The organism is Streptomyces sp. NPDC006197, assembly GCF_040613865.1.
In the GTDB taxonomy this organism is placed as follows: domain Bacteria; phylum Actinomycetota; class Actinomycetes; order Streptomycetales; family Streptomycetaceae; genus Streptomyces.
In genome coordinates, this window is the sequence record NZ_JBEXSZ010000044.1 from 1 (window position 1) to 23,969 (window position 23,969).

23 protein-coding genes are annotated in these 23,969 nt (G+C 71.2%); 16 read left to right on the forward strand and 7 right to left on the reverse strand.

All coding sequences use genetic code 11. The features are described from left to right. The first annotated feature begins 107 nt into the window (after positions 1 to 107). The 8 genes from ABZ318_RS16235 (at position 108) to ABZ318_RS16270 (ending at position 6,965) form a co-directional block, all read left to right on the forward strand. On the forward strand, positions 108 to 755 hold the full coding sequence (locus ABZ318_RS16235; protein WP_356903104.1) for an HAD family hydrolase: 648 nt from the start codon (positions 108 to 110) through the stop codon (positions 753 to 755). Between the two features lie 43 nt (positions 756 to 798). Continuing rightward, positions 799 to 1,998 carry an MFS transporter gene (locus ABZ318_RS16240; protein ID WP_356903105.1) on the forward strand — a complete coding sequence of 400 codons (1,200 nt, stop codon included), beginning with the start codon at positions 799 to 801 and terminating at the stop codon, positions 1,996 to 1,998. Then, on the forward strand, positions 1,967 to 3,142 hold the full coding sequence (locus ABZ318_RS16245; RefSeq protein ID WP_356903106.1) for an acetoin utilization protein AcuC: 1,176 nt from the start codon (positions 1,967 to 1,969) through the stop codon (positions 3,140 to 3,142). The genes ABZ318_RS16240 and ABZ318_RS16245 overlap by 32 nt, the downstream gene beginning before the upstream one ends. Before the next feature lie 94 nt (positions 3,143 to 3,236). Then, entirely contained in the window at positions 3,237 to 4,052 is an 816-nt protein-coding gene (locus ABZ318_RS16250) for a phosphatase (protein ID WP_356903107.1), read from the forward strand. 127 nt (positions 4,053 to 4,179) lie between these two features. Beyond that, positions 4,180 to 4,389, forward strand: coding sequence for a helix-turn-helix domain-containing protein (locus ABZ318_RS16255; RefSeq protein WP_030223786.1), 210 nt, complete (start codon positions 4,180 to 4,182; stop codon positions 4,387 to 4,389). A gap of 163 nt (positions 4,390 to 4,552) precedes the next feature. After that, positions 4,553 to 4,651 (forward strand): AURKAIP1/COX24 domain-containing protein, encoded by a 99-nt coding sequence (locus ABZ318_RS16260; protein WP_003948845.1) that lies wholly within the window; start codon positions 4,553 to 4,555, stop codon positions 4,649 to 4,651. A gap of 136 nt (positions 4,652 to 4,787) precedes the next feature. Further along, positions 4,788 to 5,861 carry an NAD-dependent epimerase/dehydratase family protein gene (locus tag ABZ318_RS16265; protein ID WP_356903108.1) on the forward strand — a complete coding sequence of 358 codons (1,074 nt, stop codon included), beginning with the start codon at positions 4,788 to 4,790 and terminating at the stop codon, positions 5,859 to 5,861. Between the two features lie 15 nt (positions 5,862 to 5,876). Next, on the forward strand, positions 5,877 to 6,965 hold the full coding sequence (locus ABZ318_RS16270) for a lysophospholipid acyltransferase family protein (RefSeq protein ID WP_356903109.1): 1,089 nt from the start codon (positions 5,877 to 5,879) through the stop codon (positions 6,963 to 6,965). A gap of 54 nt (positions 6,966 to 7,019) precedes the next feature. Here the strand turns inward: ABZ318_RS16270 and ABZ318_RS16275 are convergent, their stop codons facing one another. The 3 genes from ABZ318_RS16275 to ABZ318_RS16285 all read right to left on the reverse strand — a co-directional run bounded on the left by ABZ318_RS16275 (position 7,020) and on the right by ABZ318_RS16285 (position 10,727). After that, the gene (locus ABZ318_RS16275; RefSeq protein WP_356903110.1) at positions 7,020 to 8,267 is read right to left on the reverse strand and encodes a DUF5667 domain-containing protein; all 1,248 of its coding nucleotides are present in this window, start codon (positions 8,265 to 8,267) and stop codon (positions 7,020 to 7,022) included. Between the two features lie 292 nt (positions 8,268 to 8,559). After that, entirely contained in the window at positions 8,560 to 9,345 is a 786-nt protein-coding gene (locus tag ABZ318_RS16280) for an ECF subfamily RNA polymerase sigma factor, BldN family (protein ID WP_093875499.1), read from the reverse strand. A 437-nt stretch (positions 9,346 to 9,782) separates the two neighbouring features. Continuing rightward, positions 9,783 to 10,727, reverse strand: a complete 945-nt coding sequence (locus tag ABZ318_RS16285; RefSeq protein WP_356903111.1) for an HAD-IB family hydrolase — start codon at positions 10,725 to 10,727, stop codon at positions 9,783 to 9,785. 114 nt (positions 10,728 to 10,841) lie between these two features. Here ABZ318_RS16285 and ABZ318_RS16290 point away from each other — a divergent pair, with 114 nt between their 5' ends. The 6 genes from ABZ318_RS16290 (at position 10,842) to hemB (ending at position 17,404) form a co-directional block, all read left to right on the forward strand. Beyond that, complete coding sequence (locus tag ABZ318_RS16290) at positions 10,842 to 11,129, forward strand: glutaredoxin family protein (protein WP_107058271.1); 288 nt, start codon at positions 10,842 to 10,844, stop codon at positions 11,127 to 11,129. A 272-nt stretch (positions 11,130 to 11,401) separates the two neighbouring features. Further along, positions 11,402 to 12,202, forward strand: a complete 801-nt coding sequence (locus ABZ318_RS16295) for a redox-sensing transcriptional repressor Rex (RefSeq protein WP_356903112.1) — start codon at positions 11,402 to 11,404, stop codon at positions 12,200 to 12,202. Beyond that, positions 12,199 to 13,554: a glutamyl-tRNA reductase gene (locus ABZ318_RS16300; protein ID WP_356903113.1), complete on the forward strand. Its 1,356-nt coding sequence runs from the start codon at positions 12,199 to 12,201 to the stop codon at positions 13,552 to 13,554. Before ABZ318_RS16295 ends, ABZ318_RS16300 begins: the two co-directional genes overlap by 4 nt. Next, entirely contained in the window at positions 13,551 to 14,537 is a 987-nt protein-coding gene (gene hemC, locus ABZ318_RS16305) for a hydroxymethylbilane synthase (protein ID WP_356903114.1), read from the forward strand. The genes ABZ318_RS16300 and hemC overlap by 4 nt, the downstream gene beginning before the upstream one ends. Beyond that, positions 14,534 to 16,204, forward strand: coding sequence for a uroporphyrinogen-III synthase (locus tag ABZ318_RS16310; RefSeq protein WP_356903115.1), 1,671 nt, complete (start codon positions 14,534 to 14,536; stop codon positions 16,202 to 16,204). Before hemC ends, ABZ318_RS16310 begins: the two co-directional genes overlap by 4 nt. A gap of 195 nt (positions 16,205 to 16,399) precedes the next feature. Then, the gene (gene hemB, locus ABZ318_RS16315) at positions 16,400 to 17,404 is read left to right on the forward strand and encodes a porphobilinogen synthase (RefSeq protein ID WP_356903116.1); all 1,005 of its coding nucleotides are present in this window, start codon (positions 16,400 to 16,402) and stop codon (positions 17,402 to 17,404) included. Here the strand turns inward: hemB and ABZ318_RS16320 are convergent. Beyond that, positions 17,356 to 17,547 (reverse strand): DUF4253 domain-containing protein, encoded by a 192-nt coding sequence (locus ABZ318_RS16320; RefSeq protein ID WP_356903117.1) that lies wholly within the window; start codon positions 17,545 to 17,547, stop codon positions 17,356 to 17,358. The two genes, hemB and ABZ318_RS16320, sit on opposite strands and share 49 nt — an antisense overlap. A gap of 102 nt (positions 17,548 to 17,649) precedes the next feature. Between ABZ318_RS16320 and ABZ318_RS16325 the strand changes: the two genes are divergently transcribed. Further along, positions 17,650 to 17,919, forward strand: coding sequence for a DUF1876 domain-containing protein (locus ABZ318_RS16325; RefSeq protein ID WP_093878787.1), 270 nt, complete (start codon positions 17,650 to 17,652; stop codon positions 17,917 to 17,919). Between the two features lie 54 nt (positions 17,920 to 17,973). On the opposite strand, the gene argS is transcribed toward ABZ318_RS16325, so the two are convergent. Then, entirely contained in the window at positions 17,974 to 19,734 is a 1,761-nt protein-coding gene (argS, locus tag ABZ318_RS16330) for an arginine--tRNA ligase (protein WP_356903118.1), read from the reverse strand. 216 nt (positions 19,735 to 19,950) lie between these two features. On the opposite strand from argS, the gene lysS reads away from it, so the two are divergent. Further along, complete coding sequence (lysS, locus tag ABZ318_RS16335) at positions 19,951 to 21,672, forward strand: lysine--tRNA ligase (protein WP_356903119.1); 1,722 nt, start codon at positions 19,951 to 19,953, stop codon at positions 21,670 to 21,672. 80 nt (positions 21,673 to 21,752) lie between these two features. Here the strand turns inward: lysS and ABZ318_RS16340 are convergent, their stop codons facing one another. Continuing rightward, positions 21,753 to 23,000: a DUF2637 domain-containing protein gene (locus ABZ318_RS16340; protein ID WP_356903120.1), complete on the reverse strand. Its 1,248-nt coding sequence runs from the start codon at positions 22,998 to 23,000 to the stop codon at positions 21,753 to 21,755. Positions 23,001 to 23,129: 129 nt separating this feature from the next. Next, a complete protein-coding gene (locus tag ABZ318_RS16345; protein ID WP_356903121.1) occupies positions 23,130 to 23,888 on the reverse strand; it encodes a DUF3558 domain-containing protein in 759 nt (252 codons plus the stop codon). Between the last annotated feature and the right edge of the window lie 81 nt (positions 23,889 to 23,969).

A 23,969-nucleotide genomic window follows, 5' to 3' on the forward strand; every position in this document is an offset into this window, starting at 1 on the left:
TGCAGGGGGGACCCTGTGGGAGAGTAGGACACCGCCGAACAATTTTTAGCCTCAACCCCCGGACCTGGTCCGGGGGTTGAGGCATTTTTGCGTTCTAGGCTGTGGTCATGCGATACGACTTGGTCATCTTCGACAACGACGGTGTGCTCGTGGACAGCGAGCCGATCTCCAACACGCTGCTGGCCGGCTACCTGACGGAGCTCGGGCACCCCACGACGTACGAGGAGTCGGTGCGGGACTACATGGGGTCCGCCATGCACCGCATCCACGAGCTGGTCGAGGAGCGGAGCGGGCAGCGGCTGCCGGCGGACTTCGACGAGACGTTCCACACGCGGGTCTTCGCCGCTTTCCAGGCCGAGTTGGAGGCCGTGGTCGGGGCCGCCGACGTGCTCAAGGGGCTGGTCGCCGCCGGCGTTCCGTACTGTGTGGCCTCCTCCGGGAGCCATGAGCGGATCCGGGTCGGTCACCGGAAGACCGGGCTCGACGCCTGGTTCCGGGACGAGACGATCTTCAGTGCCGAGGACGTCGGCCGGGGCAAGCCCTGGCCCGACCTGTTCCTGCACGCCGCCGAGCGGATGGGGGTCGCTCCCGAGCGGTGCGTGGTCGTCGAGGACAGCGGGCCCGGTGTGCGGGCCGCTCTGGCCGCCGGGATGGACGTGTACGGGTTCACCGCGATGACGCCCGAGGAGAAGCTCACGGGGGCCAAGGGCTTCTTCCGGAGGATGGACGAGCTTCCCGCGATTTTGGGGACGTGATCCATCTACCCAGCGGTAGGTTCCGGCCGTACGCTGTGCCGCCATGACAGATGCGCGGTTGCGGCGTGGGCGGGGATCCCTGGCGGTCAGTTTCTTCGTGCAGGGGGTCACCTTCGCCCTGCTCGTGACCCGAATACCGGCGATCCAGGACCAGTACGGGATCTCGGACGGCCTGTTGCCGGCCTTCCTCGCCGCCGTGCCGATCCTGGCCGGGGTGGCGAGCGTGGCGACCGAGAAGGTCGTCGCCCGGGTGGGCCCCGCGGTGGTCCTCCGGTGGGCGCAGCCCTTCGTGCTGCTGGCCCTCCTCGCCGTGGGGCTGGGCTCCGAGCTCTGGCACGCGGCGGTCGCGCTGGGGCTCTTCGGGATCGCGGTCGGTGCGCTCGACGCGTCCATGAACATGCTGGGGGTGAGCCTCCAGCGGGCGTACGGCCGGAGCATCATGCTCGGCTTCCACGCCGCGTACAGCCTCGGCGGGATCGCGGGGGCTTCGCTGGCCTGGGTGGGGGCGCACTGGCACCTGTCGTTGTTCGCGTCCTACCTGCCGGTGGTGGCCGTGCTGCTGCCCGTCGCGTTCGTCGGCAGCCGGTGGTACGTGGCCGGCGAGGGGCCCGTGCCGGATGAGGCGGGGGAGGGCAAGGGGAGCGGTGTCGTCTTCAAGGTGCTGCTGCCGCTCTGTCTCGTGATGACCTTCGCGTACATCGGGGACTCGACCGTCTCCAACTGGAGCGCCAAGTACCTCCAGGACGTGCTCGGCAGCTCCGAGGAGCTGGCGACGGTGCCGTACAACGCGTACATGGTGACGACGCTGCTCGGGCGGGCGGTCGGGGACTTCGGGGTGCGGCGGCTCGGGGCCGTGGCGGTCGTCCGGGCGGGGGCGGTGCTCGCGGGTCTCGGGTTCGCGCTGGTCGCGGTGGCTCCGGGCGCCTGGGTGGGCATCGCCGCGTTCACGGTGCTCGGGCTCGGGCTGAGCGTCATCGTGCCGCAGACCTTCGCCGCGGCGGGGAGGCTGTTCCCGGGAGCCAGTGACGCGGCGGTCGCGCGGCTCAACGTCTTCAACTACGTCGGTTTCCTCGTCGGGTCCCCTCTGGTGGGGGCGCTCGGGGACGCGTGGAGCTATCGCGGGGCCATGGCGGTGCCGATGGTGCTGGTCCTGGTGACGGTGGTGTACGCCACGTCGTTCGGTTCGCGAGAGGCCCGATACGGTGGCGGGCATGAGCGGCCGCGCACTGTTGATGTGGGATGAAGCTGTCACGCAGTACGACTTCGGGTCCGAGCATCCGATGGATCCGGTACGGCTCGCGCTGACGATGTCGCTGGTGCGGGCCTACGGGCTCGACCGGGCGGTGGACGTGGTGGCGGCGAAGCCGGCCGGGGACTCGACGCTGCGGCTCGTGCACCGCGAGGACTACGTGGCGGCGGTGCGGGCGGCGTCGGCGGACCCGCGCCGTGCCGACCAGGCGTACGGGCTCGGCACGGTCGACGATCCGGCGTTCGCCGGGATGCACGAGGTGTCGGCGCTGATCGCCGGGCAGTCGGTGGGGGCGGCGGAGGCGGTCTGGCGCGGGGAGGCCGCGCACGCGGTGAACTTCGCGGGCGGGTTGCACCACGCGATGCCGGGGTCCGCTTCGGGGTTCTGCATCTACAACGACGCCTCGCTGGCCATCGCCCGGCTCCTTGAGCTGGGCGCCGAGCGGGTCGCCTACGTGGACGTGGACGTGCACCACGGGGACGGGGTGCAGGCGGCGTTCTGGGACGATCCGCGGGTCCTGACGGTCTCGCTGCACGAGCATCCGCGGACGCTGTTCCCGCAGACGGGCTGGCCGGAGGAGACGGGTGCGGCGGGGGCCGGTGAGGGCGGGGCCGTGAACGTGGCGCTGCCGGCCGGGACGGGGGACGCGGGGTGGCTGCGGGCCTTCCACGCGGTCGTGCCGGAGCTGCTCGCGGACTTCCGGCCGCAGGTGCTCGTGACGCAGCACGGGGCGGACACGCACTTCGAGGATCCGCTGGCGCACCTGGCGGTGTCGCTGGACGCGCAGCGGGCGGTGCAGGAGGCCTGTCACGAGCTCGCGCACGCGCACGCGGAGGGGCGCTGGCTGGCGCTGGGCGGCGGCGGGTACGCGGTGGTGGACGTCGTACCGCGGTCGTGGACGCATCTGGTGGGGATCGCGGCGCACGCTCCGGTGGATCCGGAGTCGGCGATCCCGGCGTCCTGGCGGGACGAGGCGTACGCGCGGACCCGGCAGCCGGGGCCGCTGCGGATGACGGACGGGCGGTGGCCGGTGGGCTTCCGGGACTGGGCCGAGGGGTACGACCCGGCGGACCGGCTCGACCAGGCGGTGCTGGCGACGCGGAGGGCGGCCTTCCCGCTGCGGGGGCTGCTCGCCTAGGCGGCCTAGAACGTTCTCCTGGGTGTTACGCCGACGGTGGGGTGTCCGGGAGGATCGGAGCCCCGGGCCGTGGTGTTCCGGCAGCATCGGACGGGTGTTGAGTACCGGGGCGCTGCGGGCGCATCTGTTGGCGTCGGGGTTGGCCGGCACGGTGGCGACCTCGCGGGAGGAGAACCTGCGGAGCTATCGGCTCTTCGCCGCGCGTGATCCGCGGGTGCTGCTCGGGCTCGACCCCGACTGGGGGTGGGACGAGGCCAATCTGCTGCGGTTGATGGCCGACAAGTGCGGGGTGTCGGGGGATCCGCTGCACCGGGCGGGGCCGGACGCCATCGATCCGGAGCGTACGGTGCGGGGGCTCGACGCCTTCGCCGCGCGCTTGGGCGTGGCGGCCGCGCGGCGGGTCCCGGTGCTCCTCGGGACGGGGCATCCGCACCGTCTGCTCGGTTTCTACGTCGCTCTCGCAGACGCTTTGTCGGCGGCGGGATGTCTTGTCCTCACACCGGCGCAGGGGCGATGTGTCGACATAACGACCCGGTTCGGCGTACGCACGTACCTCCTCGACTACGTACGCGGGGTCGCGCTGGTACGGGAACCCGGGCCGCCCGTGGACGGGCGTGTGCCGGGGGCGCATTCCCACTCGCCGCTGCCGGTTAGGGCCGCTCTGGAGAGCGCGGCCGAGAGCGGCGGGCCGCTGCCGGAGCTCGTGGTGGGGGACCACGGATGGGTCTGCGGGGCAGGTCAGCTGGGTATCGAGGCCATCGGTCTCGCCGATACGGATGATCCGGCGCTGTTCGTCGGGGAGGCCGAGGGGCAGGTGTCGGTGGTCGTTCCGCTTGATGACGGCGTGCGCTCCGCCTCGTACCTCCCGCTGACGCGCTATGTACTCAATCGAGCGTGTCTGTCACGGTAAACGGTCGATGGCAGCTCCTCTTCCCCACTCGTACCACCCGCCCCTAGTCTGGAGAGTGAGCGCTCGGCGACGAAGAGTCACCGGAGGGGAAGCCGGTGGGCGTCGCGGCGGAAGGTACAGGTGGGTCATGGCTGCTGGCGATCGACCTCTCAACGAGGTCAAGTTTCTGACCGTGGCGGAAGTCGCCTCGGTGATGCGCGTGTCGAAGATGACCGTGTACCGCTTGGTGCACAGCGGTCATCTGCCGGCGATCCGGGTGGGCAGGTCCTTCCGGGTGCCGGAACAGGCCGTTCACGAGTACCTGAGGGAGTCCTTCGTGGGGGTGGGGACCGCGTAGCGAGCGCGCGGCCGAACAGTCGGTGAGCAGAGTCCGGCCCTCGGATTACTTGCGCGGTGCTCGGGACGGTAGGCTAGGCCGACGTAGGTCGTGTGGGCCCAGACGCCCCGCACCGATTCCCGCCGGGAGGCGGGGATGTTCCGAGAAGTGAGCGAGGGTAGTCGTGGGCTCTGTTATCAAGAAGCGGCGTAAGCGGATGGCGAAGAAGAAGCACCGCAAGCTGCTTAAGCGCACGCGCGTTCAGCGTCGCAACAAGAAGTAAGGCGACAGCTGCTTCGCAGCGTTTCGCGTCAGGCGTGGCCCTTCACCGTTCGCGGTGGAGGGCCACGCTTTTATCCCGTGGAAATCTCCAGGCGCTACGGTGGCGTCCAACGGAAGACGGACGGAAGGCGCTGATCTTGGGCAAGGTCGTGCTCGTCACCGGTGCCGCCCGGCATCTGGGCGGCCGCTTCGTGCGGCGGATCCAGCGGGACCCGGAAGTGGAGCGGGTGATCGCCGTGGACGCGGTCGACCCCGCGCACCAGCTCGGTGCCGCCGAGTTCGTACGGGCGGACATCCGTCGGCCCGAGATCGCCAAAGTCCTCGCCGAGCACGACGTCGACACGGTGGTCCACCTCGACGTCACCGGCACGGCGCTCGGCGGCGGCGGCCGGACGTCGGTCAAGGAGACCAACGTCATCGGCACCATGCAGCTCCTCGGCGCCTGCCAGAAGTCGCCCCGGATCCGACGCCTTGTGATCAAGTCCAGTACGAGCGTCTACGGCTCCGCGCCCCGGGACCCGGCCGTCTTCACCGAGACGACGCCCGCCAAGTCCCTGCCGAGCGGCGGCTTCGCGAAGGACGCCGTCGAGGTCGAGGGGTACGTGCGGGGCTTCGCCCGGCGCCGGCCGGACGTGGCGGTGTGCGTGCTGCGGTTCGCGAACATCCTCGGGCCCCGGATCGACTCCCCGCTCGCCGAGTACCTGGCGCTGCCGGTGCTGCCCACCGTCCTCGGCTACGACCCGCGGCTGCAGTTCGTCCACGAGGACGACGTGATCGACGTCCTGCGCCTGGGGGCGCACGAGCCCCGCAGGGCGACCCAGAACAGCGGCACGTTCAACGTGGCCGGGGACGGGGTGCTGCTGCTCTCCCAGTGCGCGCGGCGGCTCGGGCGGCCGACGGTGCCGGTGCTGCTGCCCGCGGTCACCTGGGTGGGCACCGCACTGCGCACGGTCGGCATCACCGACTTCGCGCCCGAGCAGATCCGGCTGCTCACCCACGGCAGGGTCGTCTCGACGGCCCAGACGCGCGAGGTCCTCGGCTTCTCGCCGCGCTACTCGACGGCGGAGGCGCTCGACGACTTCGCGCGGAGCCGGGGGCCGGGGCTGCTGCCGCCCGAGCTGCTCGCCGGGGCGGTCGACCGGCTCGCCGCGCGGCTGGCTCCGCCGGCCGCTCACCCCACCGAAGCCTCCCCCCTTCACCACGGCGCCTGAGGAGACCCGACTGCGATGGCGGACGCCAAGGTCATTCCGTTCGACGACGACCGCTCACGGGCCCGCAGGAGGCCCGCCAGGGCCGAGGGCGAGGCGGCGGCCGTGCGGGCCCTCCCCGGGCCGCAGCAGGCCCCGGGGGAGCCCGGGCAGCCCCGGGAGTCCGAACGGGCCCCCGGGGCCTCTGAGGCTTCCAGGACCCCCGGGGCGTCCGGTGCTCCCGGCCCGGAGGCCGCGGCGGGGCCGGGACGGGCCGCGGCCGGCGGGAGCGGCTGGGAGCGGCGGCTCGCGAGCGGGCTCGCGTTCCTGCGGCGGCGGGTCACCGGCGAGTACGAGGTCGACGAGTTCGGCTACGACGAGGAGCTCACCGACCAGGTCCTGATGTCGCTGCTGCGCCCGCTGTACGAGAAGTACTTCCGGGTGGAGGTGAAGGGCGTCGAGAACATCCCGGCCAAGGGCGGGGCGCTGATCGTCGCCAACCACTCCGGGACGCTGCCGCTGGACGGCCTGATGATGCAGGTCGCCGTCCACGATCACCATCCGGCCGGGCGGCACCTGCGGCTGCTGGCGGCGGACCTGGTCTTCGTCCTGCCCGTCGTCAACGAGCTGGCCCGCAAGGCGGGGCACACGCTGGCCTGTGCGGAGGACGCGGAGCGGCTGCTGCGCGCCGGCGAGATCGTCGGGGTGATGCCGGAGGGCTTCAAGGGGATCGGGAAGCCCTTCGGGGAGCGGTACAAGCTCCAGCGGTTCGGGCGGGGCGGCTTCGTCTCGACGGCGCTGCGGGCCGGGGTGCCGATCGTGCCCTGCTCGATCGTGGGGGCGGAGGAGATATACCCGATGCTCGGGAACGCCAAGACCCTGGCGCGGGTGCTCGGTTTCCCGTACTTCCCGCTCACCCCGACCTTCCCGTGGCTGGGGCCGCTCGGGGCGCTGCCGCTGCCGACGAAGTGGACGATCCAGTTCGGCGAGCCGATCGAGACGGACTCGTACGCGCCGGAGGCGGCGGAGGACCCGATGCTGATGTTCAACCTGACGGACCAGGTGCGGGAGCAGATCCAGCACACGCTGTACAAGTTGCTGGTGCAGCGGCGGTCGGTGTTCTTCTGAGCCCGGGCATGGAAGAAGGGGCGCCCCCGTTCGTGGGGGCGCCCCTTCTTCCTGCTAGCGAGCGTCCTCGCTGTCGATGCCAAGGCCCGGAAGGAGGCCCGGGAGGAGGGGTGGGAGGGTCACGTCCGGCACGTCCGGGGCCACCTGGTCCTCCGCGGGGGCCGTCGGCGTGCCCGTCGGGGAGGGCTTGAGCAGTCCGCCGGCGCTGCCGCCGAGGAGGCCGTCGTCCTCGGTCGAGCCGGTGCTGCTGCCCGTGCTCGGGGTGGCTCCCGTACTGGACCCGGACGGGTGGGGCGAGGCGGAGTGCCTGCCCGAGGGGGACGCCTCCTGGCCGGCCGGCGGCTGGTGGCTGTCCGTGCCCTGGGAGCCCGTCGGGGCGGCGGGGCTGCTGCGCGGTCCCTCGGAGCCGATCGCGCCCTTCTCGGGGGTGCGGGGCAGCACCGACTGGAGCGGCTCGACGTCTTCGTCTATGGCGTCGAAGACGTCCGTCACCTCGCTGCCGACGTCCGCCAGCTGGACGGGGAGCCGGTCGCGGAGGCCGTTCCAGGTGCTCCGGTGGGCCTGGGCGAAGGAGTTGAGCCGGGCCATCGGGCCGATCTCGCCGTCCCGCTCGTACGCCTCGCGGAGCAGCCGGCGGCCCTCGGAGGCGTCGTGCTTCATGCCGCCCAGGACGCGGCGGATCTCGGCGAGGGACTCGTGGTCGAGCTCCCCGCTGCGGCCGCGCTCCATGAGGCGGCGGGCCTCGCTGAGGCGGGTGGAGGCCTGGTCGAGGTAGATGCCGCCGCGGTCCGCGTCGTCGTCCGCCATGCCCAGCTTGATGTCCTCCATGCCCCGCTTGAGTCCGTAGAGCGAGTCACCGGGGAGGGCGTCGGAGCTGGCGGCGGCGACTCCGCCGAAGGCGCCGGCCGCCACACCGACCGTGAGGCCGCCGGCGGCGAGGCCCTTGGTCCATCGGGACCGGGGGCGCAGTTTCCTCAGGGGGGACGCCCGGTGGGATCCCTTGCCGGTGGATGTCCGCTGCTCCGGCACCGTAGGGCCCGCGGCGGCGCTCCCTCCCATGAGCATCGCTTCCATGGCGGCGACCAGCTGGGCTCGCTGCACCACCTTGACCTCGGGGTCGAGCTGTGGCTTGGGCAGCTCGCCGAGGCCGTTCGCCAAGGCCAACAGCCGCCCCTGTTCGGCGGGTTCGGCCGGCTCCGCCGGGGCCTCGGGCTGCTCGGCCGCCGCGTCCTCGGACGCCCGGTCCTCCAGGGCCTGGGCGAAGGCGTTCGCCCGCCGGTGCGCCGATACGTTCGCGATCACTGGCGGCACCTCCTCTCGTCATGACGGTCGACTCTCCGGGGTGTCCGGAAGGTTGCACACCTTGAGCACATCCACACGAAAGAGTGAGTGGCTGTGGACATGGCGTGACCACAGGGAGTCTGCATCCCGCACAACGAGCGGCGCGGCACTTGGGTTACGCGCGAAAGATGATCGGACCAGTGCGTCATCGAGGCGTCACCGACTGTGAGTTGGGCAGGGGTAGTGGGGATGTGGGGGGAGGTGCGGGGACGCGGACCGGGACAGGGGGGTGCGTGTGGGGGGCGCGGAGCGGTCAGCGGGCGTCGTCCGGAAGGAGGCGGGCCAGGGTGCGGACGGCCCGGTACTGGAGGGTCTTGATCGCGCCCTCGTTCTTGCCCATGACGCGGGCGGTCTCGGCGACCGAGAGGCCCTGCAGGAAGCGGAGCGTCACGCACTCCTGCTGCTGGGGGTTGAGGCGGCGGACCGCGTCGAGCAGGGCGGCGTTCGACAGGGACTCCAGGACGGAGTCCTCGGGGCTGCGCTCGACCTCGTTGGCGTCGAGCATCTCGCCGGTGGTGACTTCCAGGCGGAAGCGGCTGGACTTGAAGTGGTCGGCGACCAGGTTCCGGGCGATGGTGACGAGCCAGGCGCCGAAGTCGCGGCCCTGCCAGGTGAAGGTGGAGATCCGGCGCAGGGCGCGCAGGAAGGTCTCGCTGGTGAGGTCCTCCGCCGTCGCCTTCCCGCCGACGCGGTAGTAGATGTAGCGGTAGACCGTGTCGCTGTACTGGTCGTACAGGCGGCCGAAGGCCTCGGCCTCGCCGGCCTGGGCGCGCTCGACCAGGTCCATCATGCGGGCGCTGTCGCTGTCCGCGGTGGGGCGGCGGGCGGGGGTCGAGGTTCCGGAGCGGGTGCCCCGTCTGCCCACGGCGGCGCCGCCGTCGGCCAGGGCGTAGCAAGGTCCGGCGGGTGCCGGTGCGGCGAAGGCGAAGGCGGGGACAGGGCCGGCGTACGCGGTGGGGACGAAGCCGCGCAAGTGGTCGAGGACCGTTGCGCGCAGCGTAGCCAGGCCCGAGGTGTCAACCCCGACGTGTGGGTACACGGGACTCCCAGAGGCAGAGCTTCCATCACGTGCAGTGCGGGACCGTTCACCCGTCGTGGCGACGTGAGGGGTCCTTTGTGCGTCTGAGGAGAATAACGCTTCGTACAGGCAGCGCTACACCCAGTTGCTCAAATCACCGGTTCCGTCGTATCTGTTACTGCTTGTAGTCGCATCAAGCCACAGTTCGTGACCGTTTGTTGATCGGTTTGCTTTCGAGTGTGACTGCGCGGGCGATGCGTTGTGCTCAAGTCCGGGACGCGTGAGTGAACGGGGCCGCTGCGGGGTAAGGGGGCGGGAATGCCCGGGAGTCGACCTGTGCGGTGCTGTTCGACCACGGACGGGTGAGTGCCCCTGGTCCGGGGTTGTCGCAGATGATCGCAGCCGAAACGTATCGGCAGTTCGGCCGGGCGCGCCGGGAGCGCGGTCTCGCGGGAGCGTCAGTGGCGGCGGCGGTGCAGGGCGACCGCGGCGGCGGTGCCGCCGGCCAGCGCGCCCAGGCCCGCGGCGGCGGGGATGCCGACCTTCGCGGCCTTCCGGCCGGTCCGGTAGTCGCGCAGCCGCCAGTCGCGGTCCTTCGCGTGCTTGCGGAGCTTGGCGTCCGGGTTGATCGCGTACGGGTGCCCCACCAGTGACAGCATCGGGATGTCGTTGTGCGAGTCGCTGTACGCGGCGCAGCGGCCCAGATCGAGGCCCTCGGCCGCGGCGAGAGCCCGTACCGCCTCGGCCTTGGCCGGTCCGTGCAGGGGCTCGCCGACCAGCTTGCCCGTGTAGACGCCGTCGATCGACTCGGCGACCGTGCCCAGCGCGCCGGTCAGGCCGAGCCGACGGGCGATGATCGTGGCCGTCTCGACCGGGGCGGCCGTCACCAGCCAGACCTTCTGGCCCGCGTCCAGGTGCGCCTGGGCGAGGGAGCGGGTGCCGGGCCAGATGCGGTCGGCCATGTACTCGTCGTAGATCTCCTCGCCGATCGACATCAGTTCGGAGACGCGGTGGCCCTTGACGATGGACAGGGCGCTGTCGCGGGCGTCCTGCATGTGCTCGGGGTCCTCGACGCCGGCGAGCCGGAACCAGGCCTGCTGCCAGGCGAAGCGCGCGAGTTCGCGGCGCTGGAAGAACTTCCGCTTGTACAGGCCGCGGCCGAAGTGGAAGATCGCGGCGCCCTGCATCACGGTGTTGTCGAGGTCGAAGAAGGCCGCGGCGCGGACATCGCCGACGACCGGGAACTCGGGCTCGGCGGCCGCGGTTTCGGCGGCGGCCTCCTCGCGCTCCTGTTCCAGCTGGAGCGAGGACTTGCGCGCCGCCTCGGCGGCGGCCTCGCCTGCCAGGACGCTGCGCGCGGTGGCGGAGCGCCTACGGGGGGTGAGCCATCCCAGAGCGGCCATGCCGTTGAGCATAGCCAGTCTGTTCGGTGCTTCCCGGCTTGTGAGGATGCCATGGCGTGAACAGTCGGCGCCGACCGTGTTACCGGGGCCCGCGGGCCCCGCAGAATGGACGTCATGTTCGGACGTGCGAAGAAGAAGGACGCCGGGTCGGGGAAGGACGCCGCCTCGCGCGTGGTGACCCTGATCGGCAAGCCGGGATGTCATCTGTGCGACGACGCCCGCGCGGTGATCGAGGCCGTCTGCGCGGAGACCGGAGCCTCCTGGGAGGAGAAGGACATCACCCGGGACGAGGAGCTCCACCGGGCGTACTGGGAGCAGATCCCCGTCGTCCTGATCGACGGCGAGCAGCACACCTTCTGGCGCGTGGACGCCGGACGGCTCCGGCGCGAACTGGGTGCGTGACCGGAAGGCGGTTACCATCGTGGACGTTTTGTTGGGTTTCGGGGGCGGCATCGTGAGGAGAGTGTGCGGCTTTGCCCCCTTCGGGATCTCAACGCTCTGACGCGCTCCACGGTTCCGCGACGATACGAACCGGCCGCGTGACCCCGGTCACTTTGGGCGGACAAAACGGACACCATCTTTGTGCACGCGTTCACAAAGACATAGCCTGCATTCGACGGGGCGGTCTTGGGACATATGGCCGCCTGCAGCCCCGCTCATCCCGCAGGAGCACCGTGGCAACTGGCCGAACTCACCGACCGGCGACCCGTAGCCGAGGAATTCCCGAGGCCACCGTCGCCCGGCTTCCGCTGTATCTGCGCGCACTGACCGCGCTCTCGGAGCGTTCCGTACCCACGGTCTCCTCCGAAGAGCTCGCGGCGGCGGCGGGGGTCAACTCCGCGAAGCTGCGCAAGGACTTCAGCTACCTCGGCTCGTACGGCACCCGCGGTGTCGGCTACGACGTCGAGTACCTCGTCTACCAGATCTCCCGCGAGCTCGGCCTGACCCAGGACTGGCCCGTCGTGATCGTCGGCATCGGTAACCTCGGCGCCGCCCTCGCCGGCTACGGGGGCTTCGCCTCCCGAGGCTTCCGCGTCGCCGCGCTCATCGACGCCGACCCCGCCATGACCGGCAAGCCGGTCGCCGGGATCCCCGTCCAGCACAGCGACGACCTCGAGAAGATCATCAGCGAGGACGGCGTCTCCATCGGCGTCATCGCGACCCCGGCCGGCGTCGCCCAGCAGGTCTGCGACCGGCTCGTGGCCGCCGGAGTCACCTCCATCCTGAACTTCGCCCCGACCGTGCTCTCCGTGCCCGACGGCGTGGACGTGCGCAAGGTCGACCTCTCCATCGAGCTGCAGATCCTCGCCTTCCACGAGCAGCGCAAGGCCGGCGAGGACACGAGCGCCGAGGAGGGCCCCGATGCGGGCGCCGAGGCCGCCGCGGCCGTCGCGCCGCCGGCCCCCCGCGGCGCCACGGGCGACACCGGCCGCAAGGGACCCGACGGGGACGTCCCCGCGGTGATGCCGGCATGAGCCTCCTCGTCGTCGGGCTGAGCCACCGCAGCGCCCCCGTCTCCATCCTGGAGCGGGCCTCGCTGTCGGCGGACACCCGGATCAAGCTGCTCCAGGACACCCTCGCCGCCGAACCGGCCACCGAGGGCGCCGTCCTGGCCACCTGCAACCGCATCGAGCTCTACGCCGACGTGGACAAGTTCCACGCCGGTGTCGCCGAGCTGTCCACGCTCCTCGCGCAGCACAGCGGCGTCGGCCTGGACGAGCTCACTCCTTATCTCTATGTGCACTACGAGGACCGGGCCGTCCACCACCTCTTCTCGGTGGCCTGCGGGCTCGACTCCATGGTCGTCGGCGAGGGCCAGATCCTCGGCCAGATCAAGGACGCCCTCGCCCTCGGCCAGGACCTCCACACCGCCGGCCGGCTCCTCAACGACCTGTTCCAGCAGGCCCTGAGGGTCGGCAAGCGCGCCCACAGCGAGACCGGGATCGACCGGGCCGGGCAGTCGCTCGTCACCTTCGGCCTGGAGCAGCTCGCCCAGGACACCGCCGTCGAGACCTGGGCCGAGGGCAAGAAGGCCCTCGTCATCGGCGCCGGCTCGATGTCCTCGCTCGCCGCCGCGACGCTCGCGCGCTCCGGCGTCTCCGAGATCGTCATCGCCAACCGCACCCTGGCCCGCGCCGAGCGCCTCGCACAGATCCTGACCGAGCCCGGAAGCACGGGGGTCGCCGCACACGCGGTCGAGATGGTTGCCGTCGGCGACGAACTGACACGTGCCGACGTCGTCGTCTCCTGCACCGGCGCCACTGGACTCGTCCTCACCGGCGAGGCCGTCGAGGACGCGGCGCGGGAACGCACGGCTCCGCTCTTCCTGCTCGACCTCGCCATGCCCCGCGACATCGACGCCGCCGCCCACCGCGTCCCCGGCGTCCGGCTCGTCGACATCGAGTCGCTCGCCGAGGCCTCCGCGGACGCGCCCATGGCCGCCGACGTCGACCAGGTGCGCGGCATCGTCTCCGACGAGGTCGCCGCCTTCGGCGCCGCCCAGCGCGCCGCCCACATCACCCCGACCGTGGTCGCCCTGCGCACCATGGCCGCCGACGTGGTGGCCAACGAGGTCGCCCGTCTGGAAGGCCGCCTCCCCGGCCTCGACGACAAGCAGCGCGCCGAGATCACCCAGACCGTGCGCCGCGTCGTCGACAAGCTCCTGCACGCGCCGACCGTGCGGGTCAAGCAGCTGGCCAGCGAGCCCGGCGGCGCCGGGTACGCGGACGCGCTGCGGACACTCTTCGACCTCGACCCGGAGACGGTGGCTTCTGTCAGCCGGGCCGACCTGAATGACGCCGACGTCAAGAACCGAGGGCGAGTATGACCGAGAGGGCACTGAGGCTCGGGACCAGGCGCAGCAAGCTCGCCATGGCCCAGTCCGGGCACGTGGCCGACGCCGTCCGGCAGCTGACCGGCCGGCCCGTCGAGCTCGTGGAGATCACGACGTACGGGGACACCTCCCGGGAGCACCTCGCGCAGATCGGCGGCACCGGCGTCTTCGTCGCCGCCCTGCGCGACGCGCTGCTCGCCGACGAGGTGGACTTCGCCGTGCACTCCCTGAAGGACCTGCCGACCACCCAGCACCCCGACCTGGTGCTGGCCGCGATCCCCCGCCGCGAGGACCCGCGCGACGTGCTGATCGCCCGCGAGGGCCTGACGCTGGACCGGCTGCCCGCGGGCGCCCGGGTCGGCACCGGCTCCCCGCGGCGGATGGCACAGCTCCACGCCTACGCGCGGGGCCACGGGCTGGACATCACCTGCGTCCCCATCCGCGGCAACGTCGACACCCGCGTCGGCTACGTCCGCAAGGGCGAACTGGACGCGGTCGTCCTGGCCGCGGCCGGACTCAACCGCATCGGCGGAACCGACGAACTCCTCGACGGCCTGACCGCCGAGCCGCTGGCCGTCGACACCGTCCTGCCCGCCCCCGGCCAGGGGGCCCTGGCAGTCGAATGCCTGGCGTCGAACACCGAACTCGTCGCCGCGCTCGCGCCGCTCGACGACCCGCACACGCGGGCCGCCGTGACCGCCGAGCGATCCCTGCTCGCCGCCCTGGAGGCCGGCTGCTCCGCACCCGTGGGTGCGCTGGCCGACCTGCTGGCCGACGACCCCGGTCACGGGCAGGTTGTCACCGAAATGCGCCTGCGCGGCGTCGTCGGCACCACCGACGGCTCGACGCTGGTGCAGCTGTCCACCACCGGACCCGTACCCACCTCGCACGACGAGGCCCTGGCGCTCGGACGCGAACTCGCGGACGAGATGCTCGCCAAGGGTGCGGCCGGTCTTATGGGGGAGCGAGCACTTTGAACCCCACCAGCCCGACCACCAGCCCGCTGTCCCCGGCCTTCGCGGGCCATGGACACGTCACATTCCTCGGCGCAGGCCCCGGTGACCCCGGCCTCCTGACCCTCAGGGCCGTGGAGGCCCTCGCCGGAGCGGATGTCCTGATCGCCGAGCCGGAGGTGCTCGAGGTCGTTCGCGGCCATGCGCGCGCGGGGGTGAGCACGCCTGAGCTGACGGTCGTTGACGAGGCGTCAACAACCGCCGGTGTCCCCGTGTTGAGGGACGCCGCCAATCTTGTCATGGAGGCCGCGCGGGGCGGCAGGCGGGTCGTCCGTGCGGTGACCGGCGACCCCGGCCTCGACGGGAACGCGGGCGCCGAGATGCTCGCCTGCGCCGCCGAGGGCATCCCCTTCGAGGTCGTGCCCGGCGTCGCCACGGCCGTCGGCGTGCCCGCGTACGCCGGTGTGCCGCTGCGCGACGGGCAGGGCACCGACGTGCGCTTCGTCGACGCCCGCACCGCCGACGAGCGGTGCTGGGCCGAGGTCGGTGCCTCCGACGGGACCGTCGTCGTGTCCACCTCCCTGGACTCGGTCGCCGCGGCTGCCGGAGAGCTGGTGGCGGCTGGCCGTAAGCCGGACACCCCGCTCACCGTCACCATCGCCGGCACGACCACCCGCCAGCGGACCTGGAACGCGACCCTCGGGACCATCGCCCAGGTCTTCAAGCAGGGCAAGGTCCTCCCCTCGCCCGAGGGACACCGGCCCGTCATAGCCGTGGTCGGCGAGCGCAGCGCCCCGGCGCAGCGGGACCAGCTGTCGTGGTTCGAGTCGAAGCCGCTCTTCGGGTGGCGGGTCCTCGTGCCGCGCACCAAGGAGCAGGCCGCGTCGCTCTCCGACCAGCTGCGCTCGTACGGCGCCGTGCCGCACGAGGTGCCGACGATCGCCGTCGAGCCGCCGCGCACCCCGCAGCAGATGGAGCGGGCGGTCAAGGGGCTCGTCACCGGCCGGTACGAGTGGATCGCCTTCACCTCCGTCAACGCCGTCAAGGCCGTACGGGAGAAGTTCGAGGAGTACGGGCTCGACGCCCGCGCCTTCGCCGGCATCAAGGTCGCAGCGGTGGGCGAGCAGACCGCGGCGGCTCTGGTGGACTTCGGCGTGAAGCCGGACCTCGTGCCGAGCGGGGAGCAGTCGGCCGCCGGTCTCCTTGAGGACTGGCCGCCGTACGACCCCGTCTTCGACCCGATCGACCGCGTCTTCCTGCCGCGCGCCGACATCGCGACCGAGACGCTGGTCGCGGGGCTCATCGAGCTCGGGTGGGAGGTCGACGACGTCACCGCCTACCGGACCGTCCGGGCCTCGCCGCCGCCGGCGGACACGCGGGAGGCGATCAAGGGCGGCGGCTTCGACGCCGTGCTCTTCACGTCCTCCTCGACCGTGCGCAACCTCGTCGGCATCGCCGGCAAGCCGCACAACGTGACCGTGATCGCGTGCATCGGGCCCGCGACGGCCAAGACGGCCGAGGAGCACGGGCTGCGGGTCGACGTGCTCTCGCCCGAGCCGTCCGTCCACAAGCTCGCCGAAGCCCTCGCGGACTTCGGCCTCCGGCGCCGGGAGTCCGCGCTGGAGGCGGGGGACCCGGTGACGCGGCCGTCGGAGCGGAGGCCGGGGGCGCGGAGGCGTCGGACGACGTAGCGGTCTCAGGCGTAGCGGTTTCACGGGGTGCGGGTCCGGTTCACGGGCCCGCACCCCGCCCGTTGCGGGCGGTCGTTCCTCCCCCGGACTGCGCCCCCGTCGCCCCGGCGGGACGACTGCCACACGGGCGCGGGCGCGGGTATGCCCACAACGTGTCTGTAAGGGCACGGGGCGCGCGGGCGTAGCCTCGGATTCATGAACTCGTACGGATCCTTTCCCGGGGCGCGGCCGCGGCGGCTGCGGACGACGCCTGCGATGCGCCGGATGGTGGCCGAGACGCGGCTGCATCCCGCCGACCTGATCCTGCCCGCGTTCGTGCGCGAGGGGATCACCCAGCCCGTGCCGATCCGGGCCATGCCCGGGGTCGTGCAGCACACCCGGGACACCCTGCGGAAGGCCGCCGTGGAGGCGCTGGAGGCCGGGGTCTCCGGAATCATGCTCTTCGGCGTGCCCGAGGACGCGAAGAAGGACGGCGCCGGGACGGCCGGCACGGACCCCGACGGGATCCTCCAGGTCGCCATTCGTGACGTGAAGGCCGAGGTCGGCGACGACCTCGTCATCATGTCGGACCTGTGCCTCGACGAGTTCACCGACCACGGCCACTGCGGCGTCCTGGACGCCGAGGGCCGCGTCGACAACGACGCCACGCTGGAACGTTACGCCGAGATGGCCCAGGTCCAGGCCGACGCCGGCGTCCACGTCGTCGGCCCCTCCGGGATGATGGACGGCCAGGTCGGCGTCGTCCGCGACGCCCTGGACACCATCGGCAAGGAGGACGTGTCGATCCTCGCGTACACCGCGAAGTACTCGTCCGCCTTCTACGGGCCCTTCCGCGAGGCCGTCGGCTCCTCCCTCAAGGGCGACCGCAAGACCTACCAGCAGGACCCCGCCAACCTCCGCGAGTCCATGCGCGAGCTCGCGCTCGACCTGGAGGAGGGCGCCGACATGGTCATGGTCAAGCCCGCCGGCCCCTACCTGGACGTGCTCGCCAAGGTCGCCGCCTCCGTCGACGTGCCCGTCGCCGCCTACCAGATCAGCGGCGAGTACGCGATGGTCGAGGCCGCCGCCGAGAAGGGCTGGATCGACCGCGACAAGGCGATCATGGAGACCCTCACCGGCATCCGCCGCGCTGGCGCCCAGATGATCCTCACCTACTGGGCCACCGAGGCCGCCCGGAGGCTGTCAGCCGGGGACCGGTAGCCCCACCAGAAGCTCCACGCCGGGCTGTCCGACAGCGCCTCCCGGGCGTACTCGCGCAGGGTGTCGTGCTCCCCCTGCGTGACGTCGTCCGGGCAGAACGCGAAGTGCTCCGCCGCCACCGCCTCCTCCACGGTCCGGGGCAAGGCAGGGCGAGCCACTGACGACGGGGCGAGTGGTGGGGCGGCACCGGGCAGCGCACCCTGGAGTGGTAGCCGACAGGTACCTCGGTGGAGGTGGTCCTCATGATGCACACGCTTGTCGGATGGCACGTGGAGATGGAGTTCCAGGAAGAAGGTGACCGGACACGGGCCGCAGCCATGGTCCGGCTCGGCGACGGCACCGAGTTCCGGGCCCATGGCACCGCGAACCGGCACCCTTCCGACCCGGACCAGCTGCGGGTGGGCGAGGAGATCGCCGGCGCACGCGCCCTCATGGACCTCGCCTCACAGCTCCTCCAGAAGGCCCACAAGGAGATCGACGAGGTCTCCGGCCGGACCTCGCACGAGATCCGCTGACGACGAAGCCCCCGGTGCGGTCATTCCCGTACCGGGGGCTTCGTACCAGGCGCGTCAGAGGCGCTCGGGCGTCCGGATGCCCAAAAGGGCCATGCCCTGGTGGAGCGTGCGGGCCGTCAGGTCACAGAGGAAGAGGCGGTTCTCGACCTGCTCCGCGGTGTCCGCCTTCAGGACCGGGCACTCCGAGTAGAACGTCGTGTAGTGCGAGGCCAGCTGGTACAGGTACGCCGCCAGCTTGTGCGGCGCGTACTCCGCGGCCGCCTCGGCGATCAGCTCGCCGAAACCGTCCAGGTGCAGACCCAGCGCCCGCTCCGAGGCCGCGAGGGACAGCTCCCGGTGCGCGGCCGGCTTCGCGTCGCCCGCCTTCCGCAGGATCGACTGGATACGGGCGTACGCGTACTGCAGGTACACCGAGGTGTCGCCGTTCAGCGAGACCATCTGGTCCAGGTCGAACTTGTAGTCACGCGCCGCGGACGTCGACAGGTCGGCGTACTTCACCGCGCCGATGCCCACCTGCGCACCACGCTCGGCGATCTCCGCCTCCGTGAGGTCCTGGGCCTTCTCGCGGACCACGGCCGAGGCCCGGTCCACCGCCTCGTCCAGCAGATCCACCAGCCGGACCGTCTCGCCCTCACGGGTCTTGAACGGCTTGCCGTCCTTGCCCAGGACCGTGCCGAAGGCCAGCTGGACGGCCTTCACCTCGTCGTTCAGCCAGCCGGCCCGGCGGGCCGTCTCGAAGACCATCTTGAAGTGCAGCGACTGACGGGCGTCCACCACGTACAGCAGGGAGGTCGCCTTCAGGTTCTGCACCCGGTCCCGGATCGCCGACAGGTCCGTCGCCGCGTAGCCGAAGCCGCCGTCGGACTTCTGCACGATCAGCGGCGTCGGGTTGCCGTCCGGGCCCTTCACGTCGTCGAAGAACACGCACAGCGCGCCCTCGGAGCGGACCGCGACGCCCGACTCCTCCAGGAGGCGGCAGGTCTCCACCAGCATGTCGTTGTACCCGGACTCGCCGACGACGTCACCGTCCCGGATGTCCATGTCCAGCTTGTCGAAGACCGAGTAGAAGTAGATCTTCGACTCGTCGACGAACCGCTGCCACAGAGCCAGGGTCTCCTCGTCACCCGCCTGCAGGTCCACCACGCGCGCGCGGGCCCGCGTCTTGAACTCCTCGTCCGAGTCGAACAGGGCGCGCGAGGCCTTGTACAGCCGGTTCAGGTTCGACATGGCCTCCTCACCGGAGACCTCGGCCTCCGACGAGTGGTCCAGCTCGTGCGGGTGCTCGATCAGGTACTGGATGAGCATGCCGAACTGGGTGCCCCAGTCGCCGATGTGGTGGCGCCGGACCACCGTCTCGCCGGTGAACTCCAGGATCTCGACCATCGCCGCGCCGATCACGGCGGACCGCAGGTGGCCGACGTGCATCTCCTTGGCCACGTTCGGCTGGGCGTAGTCGATGACCGTCGTGCCCGCCGACTCGTTGAACGGCACGCCGAGACGCGCGTCCGCCGCACGGGCCGCGAGGGTGTCGATGATCGCCGCGTCCGTCACCGTGATGTTCAGGAAGCCGGGGCCCGAGACCTCGATCTCCTTCAGGACGTCATTCGCCGGGATCGCCTCGACGACCTTCGTCGCCAGCTCGCGCGGGTTGCCCTTCAGCTGCTTGGCCAGCGCCAGGATGCCGTTGGCCTGGAAATCGGCCCGGTCGCTTCGTCGCAGCAGCGGGTCGGCGGACGCGGCGTCCGGCAGAGCCGCCGAGAGGCCGTCCGCGAGGCGCTGCTGCACGGTCGAAGCGAGGGAAGGGACCGAGGCCATGAGCTTCCGTTCCGTTGTGAGGAGTCCAGTGGAGGGTCCAGAGGAGTCCAGTGGTCTATTTCGCTTGTCAAGTGTCCCATGGGAGAGCAACGTGTTTTCTCCGCCTGTGGACAACCCCACGCTGTGGACAACCTCCGAGCGCGTCGTTCCGTCTGGGACAATGACAGACGTAGAGCTGTAAGGCTTTGAGGCTTCAAGAAAGAAGGACGTACGACCGTGGCTCAGAGCAGCACCGAGACCGACTGGGTCTCCCGTTTCGCGGACGAGGTCATCGCCGAGTCGGAGCGACGTGCGCCTGGCAAACCGGTCGTCGTCGCCTCCGGCCTCTCCCCGTCCGGCCCGATCCACCTCGGCAACCTCCGCGAGGTCATGACCCCGCACCTGGTCGCCGACGAGATCCGCCGCCGCGGGTACGAGGTCCGGCACCTCATCTCCTGGGACGACTACGACCGCTACCGCAAGGTGCCGGGCGGCATCGAGGGCATCGACGCCTCCTGGGCCGAGCACATCGGCAAGCCGCTGACCTCCGTCCCGGCCCCGGCCGGCTCGCCCCACCCCAACTGGGCCGAGCACTTCAAGGCCGCCATGGTCGAATCCCTCGCCGAGCTGGGCGTCGAGTACGACCCGATCAGCCAGACCGAGCAGTACACCGCCGGCACCTACCGCGAGCAGATCCTGCACGCGATGAAGCACCGCGGCGACATCGACGCCATCCTCGACCAGTACCGGACGAAGAAGGCCCCGAAGAAGCAGTCCCAGAAGCCCCTCGACGAGGCCGAGCTGGAGGCCGAGGAGGGCTCCGGCGCCGCCGCCGAGGACGACGGCTCCGGCGGCGCCTCCGGCTACTTCCCGTACAAGCCCTACTGCGGGCGGTGCGAGAAGGACCTCACCACCGTCACCTCGTACGACGACGACACCACCGAGCTCGCCTACACCTGCACGAGCTGCGGCTTCACCGAGACCGTCAAGCTCAGCGAGTTCAACCGCGGCAAGCTGGTCTGGAAGGTCGACTGGCCCATGCGCTGGGCCTACGAGGGCGTCATCTTCGAGCCCTCCGGTGTCGACCACTCCTCGCCCGGCTCGTCCTTCCAGGTCGGCGGCCAGATCGTCCGCATCTTCGACGGCGTCCAGCCCATCGGCCCCATGTACGCCTTCGTCGGCATCAGCGGCATGGCCAAGATGTCCTCCTCCAAGGGCGGCGTGCCCACCGCGGCCGACGCCCTGAAGATCATGGAGCCCCAGATCCTGCGCTGGCTCTACGCCCGCCGCAGGCCCAACCAGTCCTTCAAGATCGCCTTCGACCAGGAGATCCAGCGGCTCTACGACGAGTGGGACAAGCTGGAGGCCAAGGTCGCCGACGGCTCCGTCCTGCCCGCCGACGCCGCCGCCCACTCCCGGGCCACCCGCACGGCCGCCGGCGAGCTGCCGCGCACCCCGCGCCCGCTCCCGTACCGCACCCTCGCCTCCGTCATGGACATCACCGCCGGCCACGACGAGCAGACCCTGCGGATCCTCACCGAACTCGACCCCGAGAACCCCGTCACCTCCCTCGACGAGGTCCGCCCGCGCCTCGACCGCGCCGAGAACTGGATCACCAACCAGGTCCCGGCCGACCAGCGCACCATCGTCCGCGAGGAGCCCGACACCGAGCTCCTCGGCTCCCTGGACGACGAGGGCCGCGAATCGCTCCGCCTCCTCCTGGAGGGCCTCGACACCCACTGGTCGCTCGACGGACTCACCACCCTCGTCTACGGCGTCCCGAAGGTCATGGCCGGACTCGACCCCGAGGCCAAGCCGACCCCGGAGCTGAAGCTCGCCCAGCGCGCCTTCTTCGCCCTGCTCTACAAGCTCCTCGTCAGCCGCGAGACCGGCCCCCGCCTGCCCACGCTGCTGCTCGCGGTGGGCGCCGAGCGGGTGCGCAAGCTGCTCGGCGCGTGAGCGCCTGACCTGAGCACGTGAAAGGGCCGCCGCCCGGAGAGATCCGGGTGGCGGCCCTTTCACATGCGCTCCTCGTACCCCTACGGGGCGTCCACGTCGGCCCTCGCCTGCTGGACCCGCTCCTGCGCACCCGGCACCGCCTGCCGCAGCAGATCGATGTCGGACGCCGGGAACTCCGGAAGCCCGTACTGCTCGGCCACCAGCCGCGCCAGCTCGTCCTCGGCCGGGAACCGCTCGTGCTCCAGCACGTACGAGCCCATGACCTTGTAGACCACGTCCTCGAACTCGTTGACCGGCTGCTCCGGCTGCTCCACGTACTCGGGGTACGGCACGAACTCCTCCGGACCCGGCGGAGGCACGTCCTCCGGCCCCTGCGGCACCGGGACCGGCATGGGCTCGAGACCCTCCACGATCTGCGGGTTGTACGTCCCCTCGTACGCCTCCGGAGAGACCTGCGGGGCATCGAACCACGGACTCTCGTGATTCACCGGCCCACCCGGCACCTGCACCTGACCCGGCACCTGGGCCGGACCCTGCCCCTGCGCCTGCGCCGGAAGCTGAGCCTGCAACGCCGCCGGCTGCTGCGCCTGCGCGAGCGGCACCGACTGCGCCGGGACCGACTGGGAAGACCCCGGCGGAAGCACCGCCGGCTCGATGCCCGCCGCCGCCAGACCCGCCGGAGCCGTCTCCGCCAACGGCACCCCGTACCGGGCCAGCCGCAGCGGCATCAGCGCCTCCACCGGAGCCTTGCGCCGCCAACCCCGCCCGAACCGCGCCTGCAGCCGGGCCTGATAGATCAGCCGCTCCTGCTCCAACTTGATAACCTGCTCGTACGAGCGGAGCTCCCACAGCTTCATCCGGCGCCACAACCGGAACGTCGGCACCGGCGAGAGCAGCCAGCGGGTGATCCGCACGCCCTCCATGTGCTTGTCGGCCGTGATGTCCGCGATCCGGCCCACCGCGTGCCGCGCCGCCTCCACGGCCACCACGAACAGCACCGGGATCACCGCGTGCATGCCCACACCCAGCGGGTCCGGCCACGCGGCCGCGCCGTTGAAGGCGATCGTCGCGGCCGTCAGCACCCAGGCCGTCTGACGCAGCAGCGGAAACGGGATCCGCAACCAGGTCAGCAGCAGATCCAGAGCGAGCAGCACACAGATGCCCGCGTCGATGCCGATCGGGAAGAAGTACGAGAAGGTGCCGAAGCCCTTCTGCAGGGCGAGCTCGCGCACGGCGGCGTACGAACCCGCGAAACCGATCCCCGCGATGATCAGCGCACCGCCGATGACGAGGCCGATGAGTATTCGGTGTGTGCGTGTCAGCTGCATCGCGGCCACCCGCGATCCCCTCCCGTCATTCGACATCCGGCGCGCACAGAGTGGCACATGTGAACGAAGCCCGGCCCCCGGGGGAGGGACGGGCTCCGCGCGTACAGGGGACTCTGCGCTGGTTTGTGACTACTTGTTGGCTGCGGCGACCGCCGCGACGGCCTCCTTGACCGCCGATCCCGCACCGTTCGTGATCGTCTTCTCCGACGGGGTCTCGGCACCCGCGTAACCGGCACCGTTGTACGACAGCAGCACCAGCACATTGCCCGTACGCACCAGGATCGACGTGTACACGAAGTCCTCGTCCGTCTTGCGCAGCTGGTACGTGACCGTCTTCGCCTCGTCCCCGATGCCCGTGGCCGTGACCGTCTTGAGCTTCTTCGCGCCCGGCGTCTCCTGGACCTTCGCGAGCTCCTTCGCGAGGTTCTCCTTCGCCCGCTCCTGACCGCTGCCGAGCGCGGCATCCGACTCGTACCGGTAGAAGGACACGTCCAGCCAGCGGTACTGCGAGCCCTTCACACCCTTGTCGTCGAGCCCGTTCCACGAGCAGCCGCCACGGCTGGTCAGGTCACTGGAGACGGCGGGCGTGCCGTTCTTCGTCTTCGCCTTGGGCACCAGGGACGCCGTCGTCTTCGCGGAGATCGACTTGCAGACCTCGGGCAGCTTCGCGAACCTCGCCGGCTCCACCGTCTTCGTCGACTGCGAGGGCGACGGAGTCGCCGACGCCGAAGCGGACGTCTTGTCCTGCCCCTGCCCCTGCCCCTGCGTCGTGCCGGAGCCACCGGAGTCGCCGGAGTCCGAGGAGCATCCCGCGACCACGAGCATCACCGGGACGGCGGCGCAGGCGAGTATGCGGGTGAGTCGCGTTCGCGGAGCTGATCGCTGCATGGTTCCTTCAGTCACTTGTCGTACGGTCCGGCCGGCGGCCACGGGTACGCCGACACGTTACGTGGTCGCCGTCCGCTCACG

Coding starts and splice junctions, on each gene's coding strand:
- ABZ318_RS16345 (WP_356903121.1), bottom strand. CDS start 23,888: ATGCAGCGATCAGCTCCGCGAACGCGACTCACCCGCATACTCGCCTGC.
- hemB (WP_356903116.1), top strand. CDS start 16,400: ATGAACTCGTACGGATCCTTTCCCGGGGCGCGGCCGCGGCGGCTGCGG.
- ABZ318_RS16300 (WP_356903113.1), top strand. CDS start 12,199: ATGAGCCTCCTCGTCGTCGGGCTGAGCCACCGCAGCGCCCCCGTCTCC.
- ABZ318_RS16270 (WP_356903109.1), top strand. CDS start 5,877: ATGGCGGACGCCAAGGTCATTCCGTTCGACGACGACCGCTCACGGGCC.
- ABZ318_RS16235 (WP_356903104.1), top strand. CDS start 108: ATGCGATACGACTTGGTCATCTTCGACAACGACGGTGTGCTCGTGGAC.
- ABZ318_RS16285 (WP_356903111.1), bottom strand. CDS start 10,727: ATGGCCGCTCTGGGATGGCTCACCCCCCGTAGGCGCTCCGCCACCGCG.
- argS (WP_356903118.1), bottom strand. CDS start 19,734: ATGGCCTCGGTCCCTTCCCTCGCTTCGACCGTGCAGCAGCGCCTCGCG.
- ABZ318_RS16340 (WP_356903120.1), bottom strand. CDS start 23,000: ATGCAGCTGACACGCACACACCGAATACTCATCGGCCTCGTCATCGGC.
- hemC (WP_356903114.1), top strand. CDS start 13,551: ATGACCGAGAGGGCACTGAGGCTCGGGACCAGGCGCAGCAAGCTCGCC.
- ABZ318_RS16240 (WP_356903105.1), top strand. CDS start 799: ATGACAGATGCGCGGTTGCGGCGTGGGCGGGGATCCCTGGCGGTCAGT.
- ABZ318_RS16255 (WP_030223786.1), top strand. CDS start 4,180: ATGGCTGCTGGCGATCGACCTCTCAACGAGGTCAAGTTTCTGACCGTG.
- ABZ318_RS16290 (WP_107058271.1), top strand. CDS start 10,842: ATGTTCGGACGTGCGAAGAAGAAGGACGCCGGGTCGGGGAAGGACGCC.
- ABZ318_RS16245 (WP_356903106.1), top strand. CDS start 1,967: ATGAGCGGCCGCGCACTGTTGATGTGGGATGAAGCTGTCACGCAGTAC.
- ABZ318_RS16325 (WP_093878787.1), top strand. CDS start 17,650: ATGCACACGCTTGTCGGATGGCACGTGGAGATGGAGTTCCAGGAAGAA.